Source organism: Epilithonimonas sp. (assembly GCF_036780765.1).
Classification (GTDB): Bacteria; Bacteroidota; Bacteroidia; order Flavobacteriales; family Weeksellaceae; genus Epilithonimonas.
In genome coordinates this window covers 197,016-213,435 of the sequence record NZ_DAIQCG010000002.1, presented here as the reverse complement: position 1 = coordinate 213,435, position 16,420 = coordinate 197,016, and the positions used below count along the sequence as shown (strand labels likewise).

Below are 16,420 nucleotides of genomic sequence, written 5' to 3'. Positions count from 1 at the left end.
AAAAGATATAGCGGATAGCGGGATTAGCTCCTGAAAATTTATCTTAATAAAACAAAAATCATTGCGATAATTGCTGGTAAAGCCTGAACAAAAAATATTTTCTTCGAGGCTGATAATGCGCCATAAACTCCTGCTACAATAACGCAAGCGAGAAAGAATATGGAGACATTTTTTGCCCAAATCTGGTCGCATATAAAGAAACTCCAAATGAGTCCTGCAGAGAGAAAACCGTTGTAGAGACCTTGATTGGCAGCGAGCTTTTTAGTTGGTTTGAACATCTCGTCTGGCAACGAACCTTTGAATGTTTTTTTGCCCAATGTTTCCCAAGCAAACATCTCCATATAAAGAATGTATAGATGCTCCAGGGCGACGATGGCGATGAGAATTTTTGATATGATTTCCATTTTTAAAAAACAAGATTTTTGGGTAAATGATGCAGCAATTCTGTATTGATAATAGCAGAGCAAATCTCTGGTTTTTCCCAATGTCCGTTGTGTCCACAGTCCAAAACATAAGATTTGATATTGGTTCTGTCAGGAAGATTTTTGATAGTTTTTTCTGAATTGACTGCCGAATCGTGTTTGCCCGACAAAACCAGAATTTTTCCTTCGAAGTTTTCTAAAATCGATTTTCTATCGGCTCTTTCTATCATTCCTTTTTGAGATGCCAAAACACCTTCAACAGAAGAAGTGTAAGCTGTCTCTTTGGCTAGTTTGATTTTGGATTCCAGAATATCGTGTTCATTGGGATTGAAAAGATTCGGAACACCTGCGTTCACGAAAGCTCTGAGATTTTCTTTGATGATTCTCAATCCTTTTCTTCGGGTTTCTTTTTTTGCTTCATCATCTGCAAAATAAGTTGAGAAAAACAATGTAAATGATTTCAAAAGCTCAGGATATTTTTCAGCAAAAGCCAAAGAAATGTAACCGCCCATCGAATGTCCCAGCAAATGGAATTCAGTCAAACCCAGTTCATCAGTTACTTTTTTGACTTCATCCGCCATTATTTCGGACGTTTGAATTTCTGCAACAACATCAGATTTCCCAAAGCCTGGCAAATCGATTTTTATCAATCGGAATTTCTCTGACAGAAACGGAATCATATCATCCCAAATCGACAGATTTTCCATAAATCCGTGAAGTAGAATTAAGTTTTCAGTTCCTTTTCCTTCTATTTCGTAGTTAAGCATAATTTACAGTTTAATCCATATTTTGTCTCCAAATCCTGCATTATTTACAGATTCGTAGAGTTTGAAAGTTTTCCCGCCATCTTTTGTAGAGAAATTTCTTTTGCCTTTTCTTACATCCAATTTACCATTCTCATAATCGGAAATACTTTGCGTAATGCTTCCATCGAATTTAAGGTTTTTTGGTGACGTCATTCTTGCAGTACCTTCAATTTTCACAAAATTACTTCCCGATTTATTTTCGCCAGAGATTTTATATTCGTCTGGACCGATTTTCGTAAAAGTGATTTTCCCTGAACCATTCACTTGGTCGTGTGTCAAAGTATGTGTTCCTGACAAATCTTTGAAAGCTCGGCTACTGAGAATACTATCGTTGATTTTTGTTCTAGCTGTATTGATTGAATCGATGATTTTCACACTATCAACTTTCGGAGTTGTAGTTTTTTCCGATTTTTTACAGGAAACGAGGGACAAAAGGACAATAGTAGGAATTAGTTTTCTCATCGTTTTAATTTTCATCACGAAAATAAATAAAAAAGAGCGTCCTGAGACACTCTTTACAAAATATTTGTATTAATTATTGATTTTTTTTCTGATACAATTCTTTTTCTTTATCGTTCATTTCCGAGATTCCGTAACGCTCGGATTTTGTGATTGCTAACTCATCCAACATATCCACCAAAGTTTTGTATTCGGAATTATCTGCAGGTTTTATAAGCACTGTGAAATTCTCTTTTTTCGGTGCATTTGCTTTTGCCAATTCGATAGTTTTTGCAACTTGTGCTTTATCAAAAGAAACTTCTTTTAAGCTTTTATCATTCAGATTTTTTCGTTCGTCCTGATAATAATAAACTTTGCCTTCTTTACCGAGGATGAAAGTAATTGAGTTTCTAAAATCAATGTCTGTTGGAGTATGCGGACCTTTTGCAGGCAATCCCAAATCCATCACATTAGGTTTTGAGAAATTGGTTGAGAATAGAAAAAATGTAATCAGCAGAAATCCTAAATCCACCATTGGAGTCATATCTACTTTTATTCCAATTCTACCATTTTTTTTGCTTCTTTTTGAACGGTCATTAACCTGTACTTCTGCCATAGCTTTAAGTTTTAGTAGTTAGTAATAGAAAATAAAAATCCATAATGATTTGTTATCATTATGGATTTTTTAATACAAAATTTATTCCTAAAAATAAATTTTATTTAATTATTATCAAAATAAGTATTTAGGACATATTAATTGTTATTCTTAAAATAATCAATCCCACATTTTAGGAATTTTTTGAAATCTTCTTTCGGCATATAGCCTGAAACTGGTGAATTAATTACTTTTTGGTCAGGCGTTACCAAAACATAATGCGGCTGAGAATTATTATTGAAATTAACTTGCTGAAACAAACTCCATTTATCACCAATCGTTTTCACTTTCTTCATTTGACCTTCGCCCATATCGATTTTGATTTGTTCATTTTCCGGCAATTCTTCCTTGTCATCAACATAAACCGAAGCAATAATCACATCATTCTGAAGAATTGGCAAAACATCATCCTGACTCCAAACAAACTCTTCCATTTTTCGGCAATTTTCGCAACCGTAGCCAGTGAAATCTATCAAAACCGGTTTGTTTTCTTTCTTCGCCACTTCTATCGCTTCGAAGTAATTGTGATAAGGTTTCAAACCTAGAATTCCGTCTTCTTCTTTATGGAAGTAACTAACATTCAATGGAGGCAGAATCCCACTAAGCAACTGTAATTTTGGTTTTTCTGAAGGAATTAATCCTTGAATCAAATACACCACAAAAACAATCCCGAAAACACCCAAAATTCTTCTCGCTAATGAGATTTTTGGTTTTTTATCATCGTGTGGAAATCTGATTTTCCCGAATAAATAAACAACTAATCCAATCGCAATGATAATCCAAAGCGCGATAAATAATTCTCTTTTCAGCAAGAATGTTTTGGAAACCAAATCTGCTTTGGATAAGAATTTTAATGCTAAAGCCAATTCGATGAATCCAAGAACGACTTTCACAGTGTTCATCCAACCGCCAGATTTTGGTAAACTTTGAAGTGCTTGTGGAAACAATGCCAACAATCCGAAAACCAATGCCCAAGCCAATCCGAAACCAGCCAAAGCAAATGTCAGTAAAGTTGGAACATTAGTCGCTCCAGCAACAACGCCTCCTAATAAACTTCCTAAAATTGGACCTGTACAAGAGAATGAAACAATGACTAAAGTCAATGCCATAAAGAAAATTCCAATTAGTCCGCCCGCTTCTTCAGCTTTGGAAGATTTGTTGGCTATCCAGCTTGGCAAAGTAATTTCGTAATACCCGAAAAAACTCACAGCAAAGAATAAAAATATTGCGAAGAAAAATAAATTCAGCCAAATATTGGTTGAGATCTGATTGAAAATGTTCCCCGAAATCCCATCAATAATATGAAACGGAATACTCAACAAAACAAAAATCAGGAGAATGAAAAACCCGTAAATAAACGCATCTCTTTTGCCTTTTGCCTTGTCTTTGTTCCCTTTTGTAAAGAAAGAAACCGTCAGCGGAATCATTGGGAATACGCAAGGTGTGAGCAATGCAATTAATCCTCCCAAAAATCCTAATCCCAGAACCAACCAATTGTCATCATTCGGTTTTTCCTGAACAGTTCCACAGTTGGTCAACGGATTTTTGAAGTCCAAAGAATTGATTTTCAAACCGTCTTGTTTTGCAACAGCAGGCGTTTCAATATTTGTTGGTTTTAAAACAGTTCCAACTTTGCCCATAGGTGCAACTTCATAAACTGTATCTTTTGTTTTTTCAACCTTTTCTTCGGAAGCAGTCGCTACTTTATTCCCTTCGATTTGCTTTTCAAATTCCAAAGTGTTTGGCGCCAGACAAACGCGGTCATTACAAGTCTGATACATTATTTCAGCCGTAATTGTCGCCGGTTTTGTCGCATCTTTTGGTTTGAATTTCTGCTTGAAAACAACTTTGTTTGAGTAATAAACAATTTGAGCACCAAAAGCTTCTGAAAACTCATCGTGTTTTTTTCCAATCTCCTGAACTTTACCAATCAGTTGGATTCTTTGTTTTGAAGTGATTTTAAATTCAGTTGGAATTCCTGAATCTGGTGGTAAATCCTGAGAATAAATGTGCCATTTATCTTCGATGGTTCCTGTCAAAACCGCTTCATATTCGTCTTTTCCAACGGGATTAACATCGAATTTGAACTTAACCGGATTTTTTATTTGCGCATTGAATAAGGTTATTATAAATAGAAAAAGTGTTGAAAACACTATTTTAAAATCTTTCATTTTATTTAGTTTTAACCACAATAATTTAGGGTTTTGTCATTCCGTAGGAATCTCAGCAAAGTTTAGATTCCTACGGAATGACAAATATTATGGTTTAATAATTATACTTTTAAAACTAATTCTGTTTCTGAATTATCTGATGAAAATCTTCCGTCTTGACGAAAAGGCAACACACCTAAGATTCGTTCATCAACATCACAAAGAAGCCAGATTTTTTGCTTCGCTAAAATAGACAATTTTTCATCCTTAAAAAACTTCGAAATTTTCTTTTTACCAATCATTCCAATAGGAAAAAACAAATCGCCTTCTTGTTTCCTTCTCAATTTCAGAGGCAATTGAACTTTTTGTTTATCAATTTTCCAAAAACAATTTCCGAATTCCTGAATTTCATTTTTAATATTCTCAGGAATAATGATTTCGTTATCAATAATTTCAAGCAAAACTTTTTCTAAATTCTCATTTCTAACTTCTAACTTCTTCTTAAAAATCAATTCATTGCGATTAATGATTAAATGAAATTCAGAATTAAAAAACAAACTACCGGTTTGAGCTGTGAAAACTTTTTGCATTTCGTTTTCATCATTAAAACCAAATCTTTTCAAAATCTCATATCGAATCAATTCAGATTCTTGTGAGAATTTTTCTTTATTAATAATGATTTGATTTTCATCAGAATTTATCTTGAGAATTTTAATTTTATCGTCAACTGATTGATTGATAAAAACCTTAGCTTGATTAATATAATTGATACTTTTCGAAAAATTAGTCAGAAAATCTGAATTGATTTTTTCCAATTCCGGAACAATGTTGTGTCGAATTTTGTTCCTTAGATAATCTGTTTTTTGATTGGATTGATCTTCCCGAAAATCAATATGATTCTCTTTCGCAAAATCATAAATTTCGTCCTTACAAAAACCAAGAAGCGGACGAATAATTCCGTTTTCATTTTGCGGAATTCCACTCAAACCTCGGATTCCGGAAGCTTTGGATAGATTAATGATAAAAGTTTCCAATTGGTCATTCAGATGATGTGCTGTAACTATATAATCAAGATTTTCTTTCTGCTGAATTTCTCTAAAATACCGATAACGCAATTCTCTCGCCCAATTTTGAATCGAATTTTCCGGCTGATTATCTTTCTGAGAAACTTCGTATAAATGAAAAGGAATTTTATGTTTTTCGCAAAAGTCAAAAACCAACTTTTGATCGAGGTTAGAATCCTCATTACGAAGATGATAGTTAATGTGTACAATGTGAAAATTAAATCCAGAAAGCTGAAACAAATCAGCCAAAACCATAGAATCCACTCCTCCACTTACAGCCAAAAGGTATGTTTTTTGTTGTGGTTGGTGGAGCATTTGCTCTAACAGGTTTTGAAATTTTAAGAGACTTAACACAATTTTATAACGAAACATTAAGTTATAAGCACAAATATACAGTTATTAATTCTTACTTTTGAAACGTTTTAAAACCAATAACCACTCAATAAAAACAATAAAACAAATAAATATTTACTATGAGATTATTTAAAATTTTGACTATCACTGCCGTCGGACTTTCCTTGGCATCGTGTGTCAGCAAAAAACAATTCGACGCGCTTAATCTGAACTACAAACAATGTATTGAAGATGCTGGTGAAAGAATGCGCCAAATCCAAGATTTGAAAGGAGAAAATTCCTCTCTAAAAGGGCAGAACGACTTGCTAGTTGGACAAAACAATGCGCTGAAATCTAGTTTGGATGCTTGTTTATCTAACGCTGGAAAAGGTTCTGCAAACATTGATAAATTAGTTGGAGAAATCAACGCTTCTAATGCTTATATCAAGCAATTGATTTCCGGAAAAAGCAAAAATGACAGTTTGAATCTTGCGTTATCTAACAAATTGAAACGTTCACTTGACAACGTTGCAGACCAAGATGTAGATGTGAAAGTACTAAAAGGTGTTGTATTGATTTCATTATCTGATAAAATGCTTTACCAAGTTGGAAAATATGACATCCAACCAGCTGCTGCAGATGTTTTAGCGAAGGTTGCTAAAGTAATCAACGATTATGACACATATAGCGTTTTGATTGAAGGTAATACAGATAACACGCCTCTGAACAGCGCCAATGCGCCGAGAGACAATTGGGATCTTTCTGCACTTAGAGCGACTGCCGTTGCGAAAGTTCTTCAGAATCAATTTGGTGTGAATCCTAACAGAATCACTGCTGGCGGTAGATCCGAATACAATCCTAAAACGACTAATGCATCCGTTTCCGGACGTAGCGAAAATCGTAGAACGGAAATCATCATTATGCCGAAACTGGATGAGTTTATGAAGTTGATGGACATTGCTCCGGTTAAGAAATAAATGATATGAGATGAATGATAATTGATTATTCATCCAGAATTATAAATCTAAACCTTGTCAGAAATGGCGAGGTTTTTTTATTTGACTACGTCGAACCACTTTGTTAGGTTTGGGTAGCTTTATCCGCCTTCCACTCCCGCTATCCGCCAGAAGCGGATGAGCTCCGTTCAAGTCGGGCTGCAGATTCGACATCAATACAACATCGGTCATAATTTAAACATTTAGTACCTTTGAGCTATAAACCAAAAACTTTGAACTCCCAATGAGTTATTTCGAAGAATTAGACAAAGAAATGGATAGATACTTGGAAGAAACCGCTTCTGAAGAACCAGCCATTCTCAAAAAATTAAGAAAAGAAACCTATCAGAAAACGACTCAACCGCATATGATTTCCGGTTATTTACAAGGTCGTTTATTGAGTATTCTATCGCATATCGTTCAGCCAAAAAACGTTTTAGAAATCGGGACTTTTACAGGTTACGCTGCTTTGAGTATGGCGGAAGGATTACCCAAAGATGGGAAAATTTATACGATTGATAAGAATGAAGACTTGGCTTATATCCCAAAAAAATACTTTGCAGAAAGTGATTATAAAAACCAAATCGAATTCATAATAGGAGATGCAAAAGAAGAAATCAAAAAACTGGATAAAGTTTGGGACTTGATTTTCATTGATGCGGATAAAGAAAGTTATCTGGAATATTTGAAACTCATCAAACCCAATCTTCGTTCTGGAAGTATTATTCTCATTGATAATGTTCTTTGGTATGGAAAAGTCCTGGAAAACAATCCAAAAGATAAACAAACGGAACAAATCAAACTGGTGAATAAAATCATCGCTGAAGATTCCGATTTCGAAAATCTAATCTTACCTTTGCGAGACGGATTACACTTGATTAGAAAGAAATAATTCGTATTTTTAAATTCATAATTGATTGAAATGAATAAAGGCATTTGCAATGTTTCCATCGCTCCGCTGAGAGCAGACAGTTCCGACAAAAGCGAAATCGTATCACAACTTCTTTACGGCGAATCTGCGGATATCATCGAGGTTAAAGATAATTGGACTAAAATCATAACGCATTATGATAACTACGAAGCTTGGATGGACACAAAACAAATTTCGCCTGTTTCTGATGAATTTGTAACATCAAGAAAAAGAAATCTTGTGAAAGAGCCTTTCCAATCTACAATGACTGAGAGTGGAAAAGTGCTTTTATCAATGGGTTCTGAAGTCAATTTTGAAACAACTGCGCCTACTCGTGGACGTGACCTCAGTGAAAGCATCGTCAACTGCGCTAAGGAATTCCTGAATGTTCCTTATTTGTGGGGTGGAAAAAGCTTTTTCGGAATTGATTGCAGTGGTTTTACACAAATTATTTACAAAATTCACGGAATTAGAATCCCAAGAGATACTTATCAGCAAGCGGAAATTGGAGATGCTTTAACTTTTATTGAGGAAGCTAAACCTGGTGACCTTGCTTTCTTCGAAAACAAAGATGGAAGAATCCATCACGTTGGGATTATCTTGGCAGATCAAAAGATCATCCACGCGCACGGAAAAGTAAGAATCGACAGCCTTGACACAAGCGGAATCTTCAACAAAGACCAAAATAAGCATACGCATAAATTGAGATTCATTAGGTCTTATTTTTAAAAAATATGTCGGTGCTTCGCACCTCTATTTTATTATATTCAATGTTTTCTACCAATATTTCGGTGCTTCGCACCTCTATAAAACAAAAGCTTCCTGAAGTAGGAAGCTTTCATTTTTTATTGATGTAACTCTATTTTAAAGTTTGAATTCCAACTTCACATTGAAGAATCTTCCTGTCAATCTTACTGGAACTGGATAGTATAATTGAGGTGAAGAATTAACATCGCTGATCCATTGATTTGCAATCGTATTATTGATATTAAAGGCATTGAAAATCTGAACACCCAAAGTCAGTTCCTTGAATTTGCCCCAAAAATTACCGCTTGCTTTATTGTCTTTCTGATCGAGGAAAACTTTCGTCAAACCAATATCAACACGCTTATAAGCAGGCAATGTTTTCTGATAACGGTAAGCCGCCAAATAATCTGGCAAACCTGCTGAGTCAAATAAAACTGGCGTTCCAGAAGGCAATCCACTAGCATAAGTCAAAGTCAAATTAACTCTCATACTTGGGAACTTCGGCATATAATCTTGGTAGAACATAGAAAAACGGAAACGCTGATCCGTAGGTCTAGGAATATAACCCATTCCTTCAATATTTTCATAAACTCTCGCATAACTTGCAGAAATCCAAGAATCCACACCAGGAACGAATTGCCCGTATAGTCTTGCATCCAAACCGTAAGCATAACCTTCCGCATTATTTTTTCCAGCATATCTTACTCTTACATTATCAAGATAATATGGAATCAAATTCTCCATTTTCTTGTAGTAAGCTTCCGTAGTCAATTTGAAAGGCTTTCTGTTATCGTTATTTCCAATCTTGAATTCGTAGTCATTGGCAATGATAATTTGATAAGATTTTTGAGCTCTGATGTCTGAGTTGAAAGCGCCTGTCAAATCCTTAATCTCTTTATAGAAAGGCGCTTGATAGTAAACACCTCCGGAAACTCGGAACAACATATCCATATCCCAATCTGGTTTGATCGCAAATTGCGCTCTTGGAGAGAACAATGTCTCTTTGGTAAAACTCCAATTCTGAACTCTGGCTCCACCATTGACAGAGATTTTATTACTTCCCCACATAAATTTTTTGGAGAATTGGGCATAGGCAGAAATCCTTGTCGGGGTAATATTATTCTGTCCTGCAATATAATATTTAAGATTAAGCGCAGAAGTATCAAGATTTCCTGGGATTACGAAATCTCTAGGATTGCTGTAACCGATAGAATCTACAAACTGCCATTCATTGGTAAAATCTTTGATGGTTTCTCTTTCATATTTTACACCAACTTCAATATCTGTGTTTACATCCGGAGAAAATCTCGTTCTGAATTGTGAACCAACCACTCTAACTAATAAGTCATTTCTTGCGTGATCAATCTGCCCACCTGCATCATAACCAGCAACAGGATTTCCTTCCTCATCAAACGCTTCCAAGATATAACCAGATGCCAAAGAATAATATTCTCTTTCTCTGTTCTGATAAGCAAAATTATCTAAACTGAATTGCCATTTTTTACTAGGTTTGAAGTTAACGCTTACCGTTCCCATCATATTTTTATACTGGTCGTCTTCTTGTCCGTTGTAGAAAACTGTCAATTTCAAAGGTTGTAAAAGACTTCCAAAATCTACTTCTTTTTGCTTCGGAACCATCTGGTAATCGTTCTTTGCATAATAGCCTAAGAAAGACAAAGACCATTTTTCATTGAACTGATAATTAAGATAAGTCTGCAAATCCATATATCTCGGATTGAAATCTGTATCTTCATTCAAAGTATTAAGAACAAGGTTTGTGTTTCTATATCTGGCAGAAACTAATCCTGTGAATTTTTTATCTTTTGATGCAAAACCTGTTGTCAATCTTCCGCCAATCAAACTTGCTTCTCCGGAAAGTTCAAATTTTTCTGGCTGTCTGTAATAAATATTAAGTGCAGACGACATTTTATCGCCATATCTTGGTTCAAATCCACCAGCAGAAAAATTAATCATACCAACCATATCCGGATTAATGATACTCATCCCTTCTTGCAAAGAGTTACGAATCAAAAACGGACGATAAAGTTCCACATCATTAATATAAATTAAGTTCTCATCATAATTTCCACCTCTTACCATAATTTGGGAAGACAACTCGGAATTGGAATTGACCGAAGGCAAACTTTTCAAAAGCCCTTCCACGCCACCTCCTAAAGACGCTACTTCTCTCGCTTCTTTCACAGAAATCTCTACCGAAGTAAGGTCATTGGTTTTACGGATTCCTTTTTTCTGAAACACAACTTCCTGAATCTCCGTAGCATTAACGACAGGTAAAAAAAGAACATTAACGCTTTGAGTTTTTGGTGAAGTTTTGATCGTTTTAGAAAAACCCTTGAAGTTCAATTTTTGTACGCTCAAAGTTTGCTCAGAATCAGCAAGCGGGATTTTTACAAAACCATTTTTATCCGTTTGATAAGTTTGATTGTTATAATTAACTTCAGCCTCAGAAACAGATTTTCCGTCTTCGTCCAGAACTTTTAAATTGATTTGAGAAAATGCCAAAACCGGCAAAAAGAAAAGAATTAAGAGAATATAATTTTTCAATGTTGTAGTTTTTATTATCGATTTTATATTTTGAAATATCCTAGGTTGAGCAAAAATAACAATTAATCTAAAGAACGAAAGAATATTTGTAATTGTTATGCAGAAAATCGATTTGTTTCAGAATATTTGCTGATGAATTAAGAAATATTAAGTCAAAGTTTTAAATATCATCACTTGAAGACATAAAAAAAGCCCGAATCAATCGGACTTTCAATTTTATAATATTGCTTCTCTGATTCTTGTCAGTTTCCCAAGCAAGTCATCAAGCAAATCTAATTTCAACATATTCGCACCATCGGATTTTGCTACAGAAGGGTCTGGATGGGTTTCGATGAATAATCCGTCAGCTCCGACTGCGATTCCCGCTTTTGCAATAGTTTCAATCAACTCTGGTCTTCCGCCTGTAACACCAGAATTTTGATTTGGTTGTTGAAGAGAGTGCGTTACATCCAAAATAACTGGAGAATATTCTCTCATAGTCGGGATTCCACGGAAATCTACCACCAAATCGCTGTAACCAAAAGTATTTCCTCTTTCGATAATCGCTGTTTTATCATTTCCGGAATCTTTTACTTTCTGAACAGCAAATTTCATTGCCTCAGGAGAAAGAAATTGTCCTTTCTTAAGTGTCACCGCTTTTCCAGTTTCTGCCGCTGCAATCAACAAATCTGTTTGTCTAACCAAGAAAGCAGGGATTTGCAACACATCCACATATTCTGCAGCCAAAGCCGCGTGACCATTCTCGTGAATATCCGTCGTAGTAGGAACATTGAACGTCTCTCCTACTTTTCTAAGAATCTTCAAAGCTTTCTCATCGCCGATGCCCGTGAAAGAATCTACACGGCTTCTGTTCGCCTTTCTGAAAGATCCTTTGAAGATGTAAGGAATATTGTATTTGTCGGAAAGCTTCACAATTTTTTCTGCTATTTGCAAAGCCATAGTTTCATCTTCGATTGCGCAAGGTCCTGCAATCAGGAAAAAATTCTTGGAATCTTTGTGATGAATGTTATCTAAATATTGTATCATTTTTTTGATTTTAAATTATAAATTCCAGATGATAGATGGTCTGAAAACCGAATACAAATATACGGAATTAATGCAGGAAAACCTTTTCCAACTCAAACTATCGAAAGGGTTGAGATCATCTATTTCCCGAATTTATTAATGATTTTCTCAAACGTATTGGCATTTCTACTAGTCATTTTATCTTTTAAACTTTTCTTACCGAGAACTTTCCCGAAATTGGAATCCAAAGTTTGTCCTTTTGGAACTTGCCAATAGAATATATTGTTGACGATTTTAGCTTTTTCGTCTTCTGCTTTGCTTAATTTTTCAAACTCTTCCAACAAGGTTTCATCGACTTTTTCTAAACCTAGGAAAATATAATTGTGGAAATTTTCTATTGGTGGAAAAGGGTTATTCTGTAAAATTTCGTTGATTTCTTTTTCATTTTTGACGAAGAGAAAAGCTTCATAATTGAAATGCTCAGACATTGCTTTTTCCAAAATCTTCTTTAATTCTACAGAGTCTTTATCAGATTGAAACAGAATATTCCCGCTTGCTAAAACCGAAGATACATTTTGGACACCTGCCTCTGAAAAGACTTTGCAAACATCTGCCATTTTCATATTGGTCCCTTTGACATTGACACCACGGAGAAAAGCACAGTACTTCATAGAATTTTAGATTTTAAATGATAAATTTTAGATGTCCCAAAAAGATTTTGCTAAAATTATAAAATAAAAACGTCCCGAAATATCGAGACGTTTAATTTATTTATTGTGTGACTTTCATCAACTGTTTTGTGATGTTGTCCATCTTTTCAGCTTCATAAGTGGTATCGTAATCTTTCATAATATCAAATAGATAAGAGTAGAACGATGTCACTTTCTGTACATCATCTGCTTTTTTGAAAGCCTTTTCTTTGCCCATCTCCTGCAAATCTTTGATGAATGTGTTGAATCTTTTATCAATCACATTCAATGAGTTGACAAGATATTGATAACCTTTGTCTTTCTGCCCGATTTTGTTATAAGCATCAGAAACCGCACCCACAACAAGGGAATATTCCATTGGCTTGGTTTTCATCTGTCTTGCTGCATAAACCTGGAATTTTGGCGATAATCTTGTGTAATAATCATACTCTTCGAAGATTCCTTTTTTGAGGTCTTCTGCCAGTTTCAGTCCTTTTTGCTCCTGTCCTGCTACGATATAGGCATAAACAATAGAACTCAAAGACCTTGGGTCGTTATATTTGGAAACAGGAATTTCTTTGCTTGCTAAGTCTAAAACTTCAATCGCTCTTTTCTTGTCGCCTTTCAGCACCAAAGCCTCAGCCGCTCTACTTGCCGATGATCTGTAACCGATGATATTCTGCGTGCAAGTCTCGTCAAAATGGGTTTTCAAATCTTTGAAATTACCCCATCTGTAATTTTTAACTACATTATAAAGTTCGTCCGCATTCACCATTCCTAACTCGCCATCCGGAGACTCTTCGGTTTTGATTGGAACCAATCTGTAGCTGAATCCATCAAATTTCAAATAATTGGAAAGGAAGAATAGATTGCTTCCGTCATAAATCCCGCCGCTTGAAAAGTTGATTGGACGTTTCCAATCGAAGTTTGCCAGGATATCCAACATCATCATATTATTCTTGAACATACTAGAACCTTTGTAGTCGATGACTATTTGTTTTTCGGCTTTTTGAGCTTCTGCTGGTGTTATCGTTCCTGATTTGATTGCATTATTGACATTGACTGGAAGTACAAATTTGGAAACCGGAAGGAAGTTGAATTTTTCATAACGCTCTTCTCCGAAAATCATTTTAACAATTTCATCTTTTTCAGGCGACTTCATTTTCAGGAAGTTAACTGCTTCTTTCATTGTGATAGAATCCTGAGTCAGATATTTTCTGAAGGCTGCAAATTCTGTATCTGGTGCGCCCTGGTCTTTTAGATTCGCAAAAATATTAGACCAATCATCTTTCGTCATCATATAAACCTGATCGTTGGAACCTTCACGATAATCTTCGTGAGTCAAAGTTGATGGAACAGGCATTGCGTTATATGTTCTTCTCTTAACTTGATCAATGTTCCAAGGTGTAGATAACAATGTGAAATTCACAACTTTTACATCCGGACGGAATTCCTCAGTCTCCTGAATTGCCCAAACCGGATACGTATCATTATCACCGTAAACGAACATTATGCCGTCTTTTGGCAGTGATTTTAAACTGGAATACGCGTAATCGTAAGCCGTGTAACGCCCGCTTCTGTCGTGAACATTATAGTTCTGGAAGCCCATCATAAAAGGAATTCCCAACAATACAACTCCCACAATAATCTGAGCTGATTTGCTTTTTACTTTTTTCTGAAGTAACCAATAAATGGAAGCCACACCTAATCCAATCCAAATCGCAAACGCATAGAAAGAACCAACCATCGCATAATCTCTTTCACGAGGTTCGAATGGTTTCATCCCCGTATAAAATACAATCCCGACACTTGTTAAGATGAATAAAGATAATATCGCATAGAATCTTCCGAAATCTCTATTTAATTGAAAGAAGAATCCTAATAATCCTAAAATTAAAGGCAACATAAAGAACTTAACCGTACTTTCATTCTGGAATTTAGCCGGCATTTCGCTCTGGTCTCCCCAAATATTATTATCAATGAAAGGAATCCCAGTAATGAAGTTTCCATTGGTATTTTCCATATGACCTTCTACATCATTCTGGCGACCTGCAAAATTCCAAAGCAGGTATCTTCCGAAATAATAGTAGTTCTGGAATGTGATGAAGTAATCCAAATTCTGAGCTAATGTCGGTTTCTGAACATTGATGATTCCGAATTGTTTCGCTTTCAGATAATCATCCATTTTGATAGTTCCGTTCTCATATTTTTGACGAAGTTCATCAAAGAACTGTTTTGCTTCCGGACTTTCAGAAATTTGCTCATTCCCATAATTGAACGTGAAATCTGGTGCGCCGTACATCGAAATATAATTTGGCATTACCGATTTATCTTCACTGAACATCCTTGGCAAGAAACCAACGTGCTCTTTACTAAAAACATAATTAAACTTTTCTCCTACTTTACGATATTGTCCTGTTGTGGCATCTTTCTCGTAAGTATCACCTGTTTTTTCGGTTTTGTAACTTCCGTCTTCGTTTTTCTGAATTCCATTCGGGTCAAGATAAGCGGTATAATTTTGACCGTACAAAGTTGGCCAATCCCCGTATTGTTCACGATTATAATAATCCAACATCCCCAAAGCATTGTCTGGGTCATTAAGGTTCATTGGTGGATTGGCGATTGCTCGGATTGGGATTACCAACCAGCAAGAGAATCCAATCATCATATAAACTACAGATAATGCGATGGTTTGGTATAATGATTTCCCCGTTTTTCTTGTGTAAGTGATGAACAAATAACAAAGAACAACCAAAATAACAAATGCGAAAACTGTCCCAGAATGGAAAGGCAAACCTAATCCGTTGACAAAGAATATTTCAGATTTCCCGAATAAAGTCATTATCACAGGGAAAATAATTTTGAATACAATGGCAAGAATAACCAACGTTACCCCATTTGCTATCAAAAATGATTTCCATGTGAATTTATAGTTTCTTGTATAGTAAATCAAACAAACTGCAGGCAACGCCAACATACACATCATATGCACACCCACAGACAAACCGATGATGAAGAATAAAAGGATAATCCATCTTTCGTTGTCTTTTTCTAGATATTCATTTTCCCATTTTGTAATCAGCCAGACAATTAAAGCAATAAACATACTTGCCATAGCATAAACTTCGCCTTCAACCGCAGAGAACCAAAATGTATCTGAAAATGTAAAACATAAAGCACCAACTGCTCCTGCAAATAATGTCGCAATCTCTTCAGCAATCGTTATATTTTCGAATTCTTTATTCAGTAATCTTCTTACAAGATGTGTAATAGTCCAGAATAAAAACAGAATTGTAAATGCACTAAACAAAGCAGACATTGCATTAATCACTAAGGAATAATGTTGACCATCGCCAAACGCAAATAATGCTACAACTGCTCCAACTAACTGAAACAATGCAGCTCCAGGTGCGTGAGTAACCTCTAACTTAACAGCTGAAGAAATATATTCTCCACAATCCCAAAAACTAAAGTTGGGTTCTATGGTTGATAAATAAGTGATAAATGCAATTACAAAAATGACCCATCCCAAGATGGTGTTCCACTGTTTAAAAGTCCAATTCTTCATACGGAAAATGAAATATCGGCGAATTTAACGTTTTTGATTCAGTTATCTGAGTTTTTAACAAAAATTAAACTTT

General features: G+C 35.3%; 13 protein-coding genes. 3 read left to right on the top strand and 10 right to left on the bottom strand.

Translation table 11 applies throughout. The features are described from left to right. Positions 1–38: 38 nt before the first annotated feature. The 6 genes from V7P73_RS04425 to tilS all read right to left on the bottom strand — a co-directional run bounded on the left by V7P73_RS04425 (position 39) and on the right by tilS (position 5,850). Positions 39–404: a DUF1304 domain-containing protein gene (locus V7P73_RS04425; RefSeq protein WP_333851740.1), complete on the bottom strand. Its 366-nt coding sequence runs from the start codon at positions 402–404 to the stop codon at positions 39–41. A 2-nt stretch (positions 405–406) separates the two neighbouring features. Next, the gene (locus V7P73_RS04420; protein WP_333851739.1) at positions 407–1,189 is read right to left on the bottom strand and encodes an alpha/beta fold hydrolase; all 783 of its coding nucleotides are present in this window, start codon (positions 1,187–1,189) and stop codon (positions 407–409) included. Positions 1,190–1,192: 3 nt separating this feature from the next. Further along, entirely contained in the window at positions 1,193–1,690 is a 498-nt protein-coding gene (locus V7P73_RS04415; protein WP_333851738.1) for a hypothetical protein, read from the bottom strand. A gap of 73 nt (positions 1,691–1,763) precedes the next feature. Next, entirely contained in the window at positions 1,764–2,282 is a 519-nt protein-coding gene (locus V7P73_RS04410; RefSeq protein WP_333851737.1) for an ExbD/TolR family protein, read from the bottom strand. A gap of 137 nt (positions 2,283–2,419) precedes the next feature. Beyond that, positions 2,420–4,492 (bottom strand): protein-disulfide reductase DsbD family protein, encoded by a 2,073-nt coding sequence (locus V7P73_RS04405; RefSeq protein WP_333851736.1) that lies wholly within the window; start codon positions 4,490–4,492, stop codon positions 2,420–2,422. Between the two features lie 101 nt (positions 4,493–4,593). Further along, positions 4,594–5,850: a tRNA lysidine(34) synthetase TilS gene (tilS, locus tag V7P73_RS04400; RefSeq protein ID WP_333851735.1), complete on the bottom strand. Its 1,257-nt coding sequence runs from the start codon at positions 5,848–5,850 to the stop codon at positions 4,594–4,596. A 158-nt stretch (positions 5,851–6,008) separates the two neighbouring features. Here tilS and V7P73_RS04395 point away from each other — a divergent pair, with 158 nt between their 5' ends. The 3 genes from V7P73_RS04395 to V7P73_RS04385 all read left to right on the top strand — a co-directional run bounded on the left by V7P73_RS04395 (position 6,009) and on the right by V7P73_RS04385 (position 8,502). Continuing rightward, complete coding sequence (locus V7P73_RS04395) at positions 6,009–6,845, top strand: OmpA/MotB family protein (RefSeq protein WP_333851734.1); 837 nt, start codon at positions 6,009–6,011, stop codon at positions 6,843–6,845. Positions 6,846–7,107: 262 nt separating this feature from the next. Further along, positions 7,108–7,755: an O-methyltransferase gene (locus V7P73_RS04390; protein ID WP_312419101.1), complete on the top strand. Its 648-nt coding sequence runs from the start codon at positions 7,108–7,110 to the stop codon at positions 7,753–7,755. Positions 7,756–7,785: 30 nt separating this feature from the next. Next, on the top strand, positions 7,786–8,502 hold the full coding sequence (locus tag V7P73_RS04385) for a C40 family peptidase (protein WP_333851733.1): 717 nt from the start codon (positions 7,786–7,788) through the stop codon (positions 8,500–8,502). Between the two features lie 135 nt (positions 8,503–8,637). Here the strand turns inward: V7P73_RS04385 and V7P73_RS04380 are convergent, their stop codons facing one another. The 4 genes from V7P73_RS04380 to V7P73_RS04365 all read right to left on the bottom strand — a co-directional run bounded on the left by V7P73_RS04380 (position 8,638) and on the right by V7P73_RS04365 (position 16,347). Next, positions 8,638–10,857 (bottom strand): TonB-dependent receptor plug domain-containing protein, encoded by a 2,220-nt coding sequence (locus V7P73_RS04380; protein ID WP_333852123.1) that lies wholly within the window; start codon positions 10,855–10,857, stop codon positions 8,638–8,640. A gap of 444 nt (positions 10,858–11,301) precedes the next feature. Next, on the bottom strand, positions 11,302–12,111 hold the full coding sequence (gene kdsA, locus V7P73_RS04375; RefSeq protein WP_312081889.1) for a 3-deoxy-8-phosphooctulonate synthase: 810 nt from the start codon (positions 12,109–12,111) through the stop codon (positions 11,302–11,304). 119 nt (positions 12,112–12,230) lie between these two features. Beyond that, positions 12,231–12,761, bottom strand: coding sequence for a DUF1697 domain-containing protein (locus V7P73_RS04370; RefSeq protein ID WP_333851732.1), 531 nt, complete (start codon positions 12,759–12,761; stop codon positions 12,231–12,233). A gap of 100 nt (positions 12,762–12,861) precedes the next feature. Then, a complete protein-coding gene (locus V7P73_RS04365) occupies positions 12,862–16,347 on the bottom strand; it encodes a glycosyltransferase family 117 protein (protein WP_333851731.1) in 3,486 nt (1,161 codons plus the stop codon). Positions 16,348–16,420: the final 73 nt, after the last annotated feature.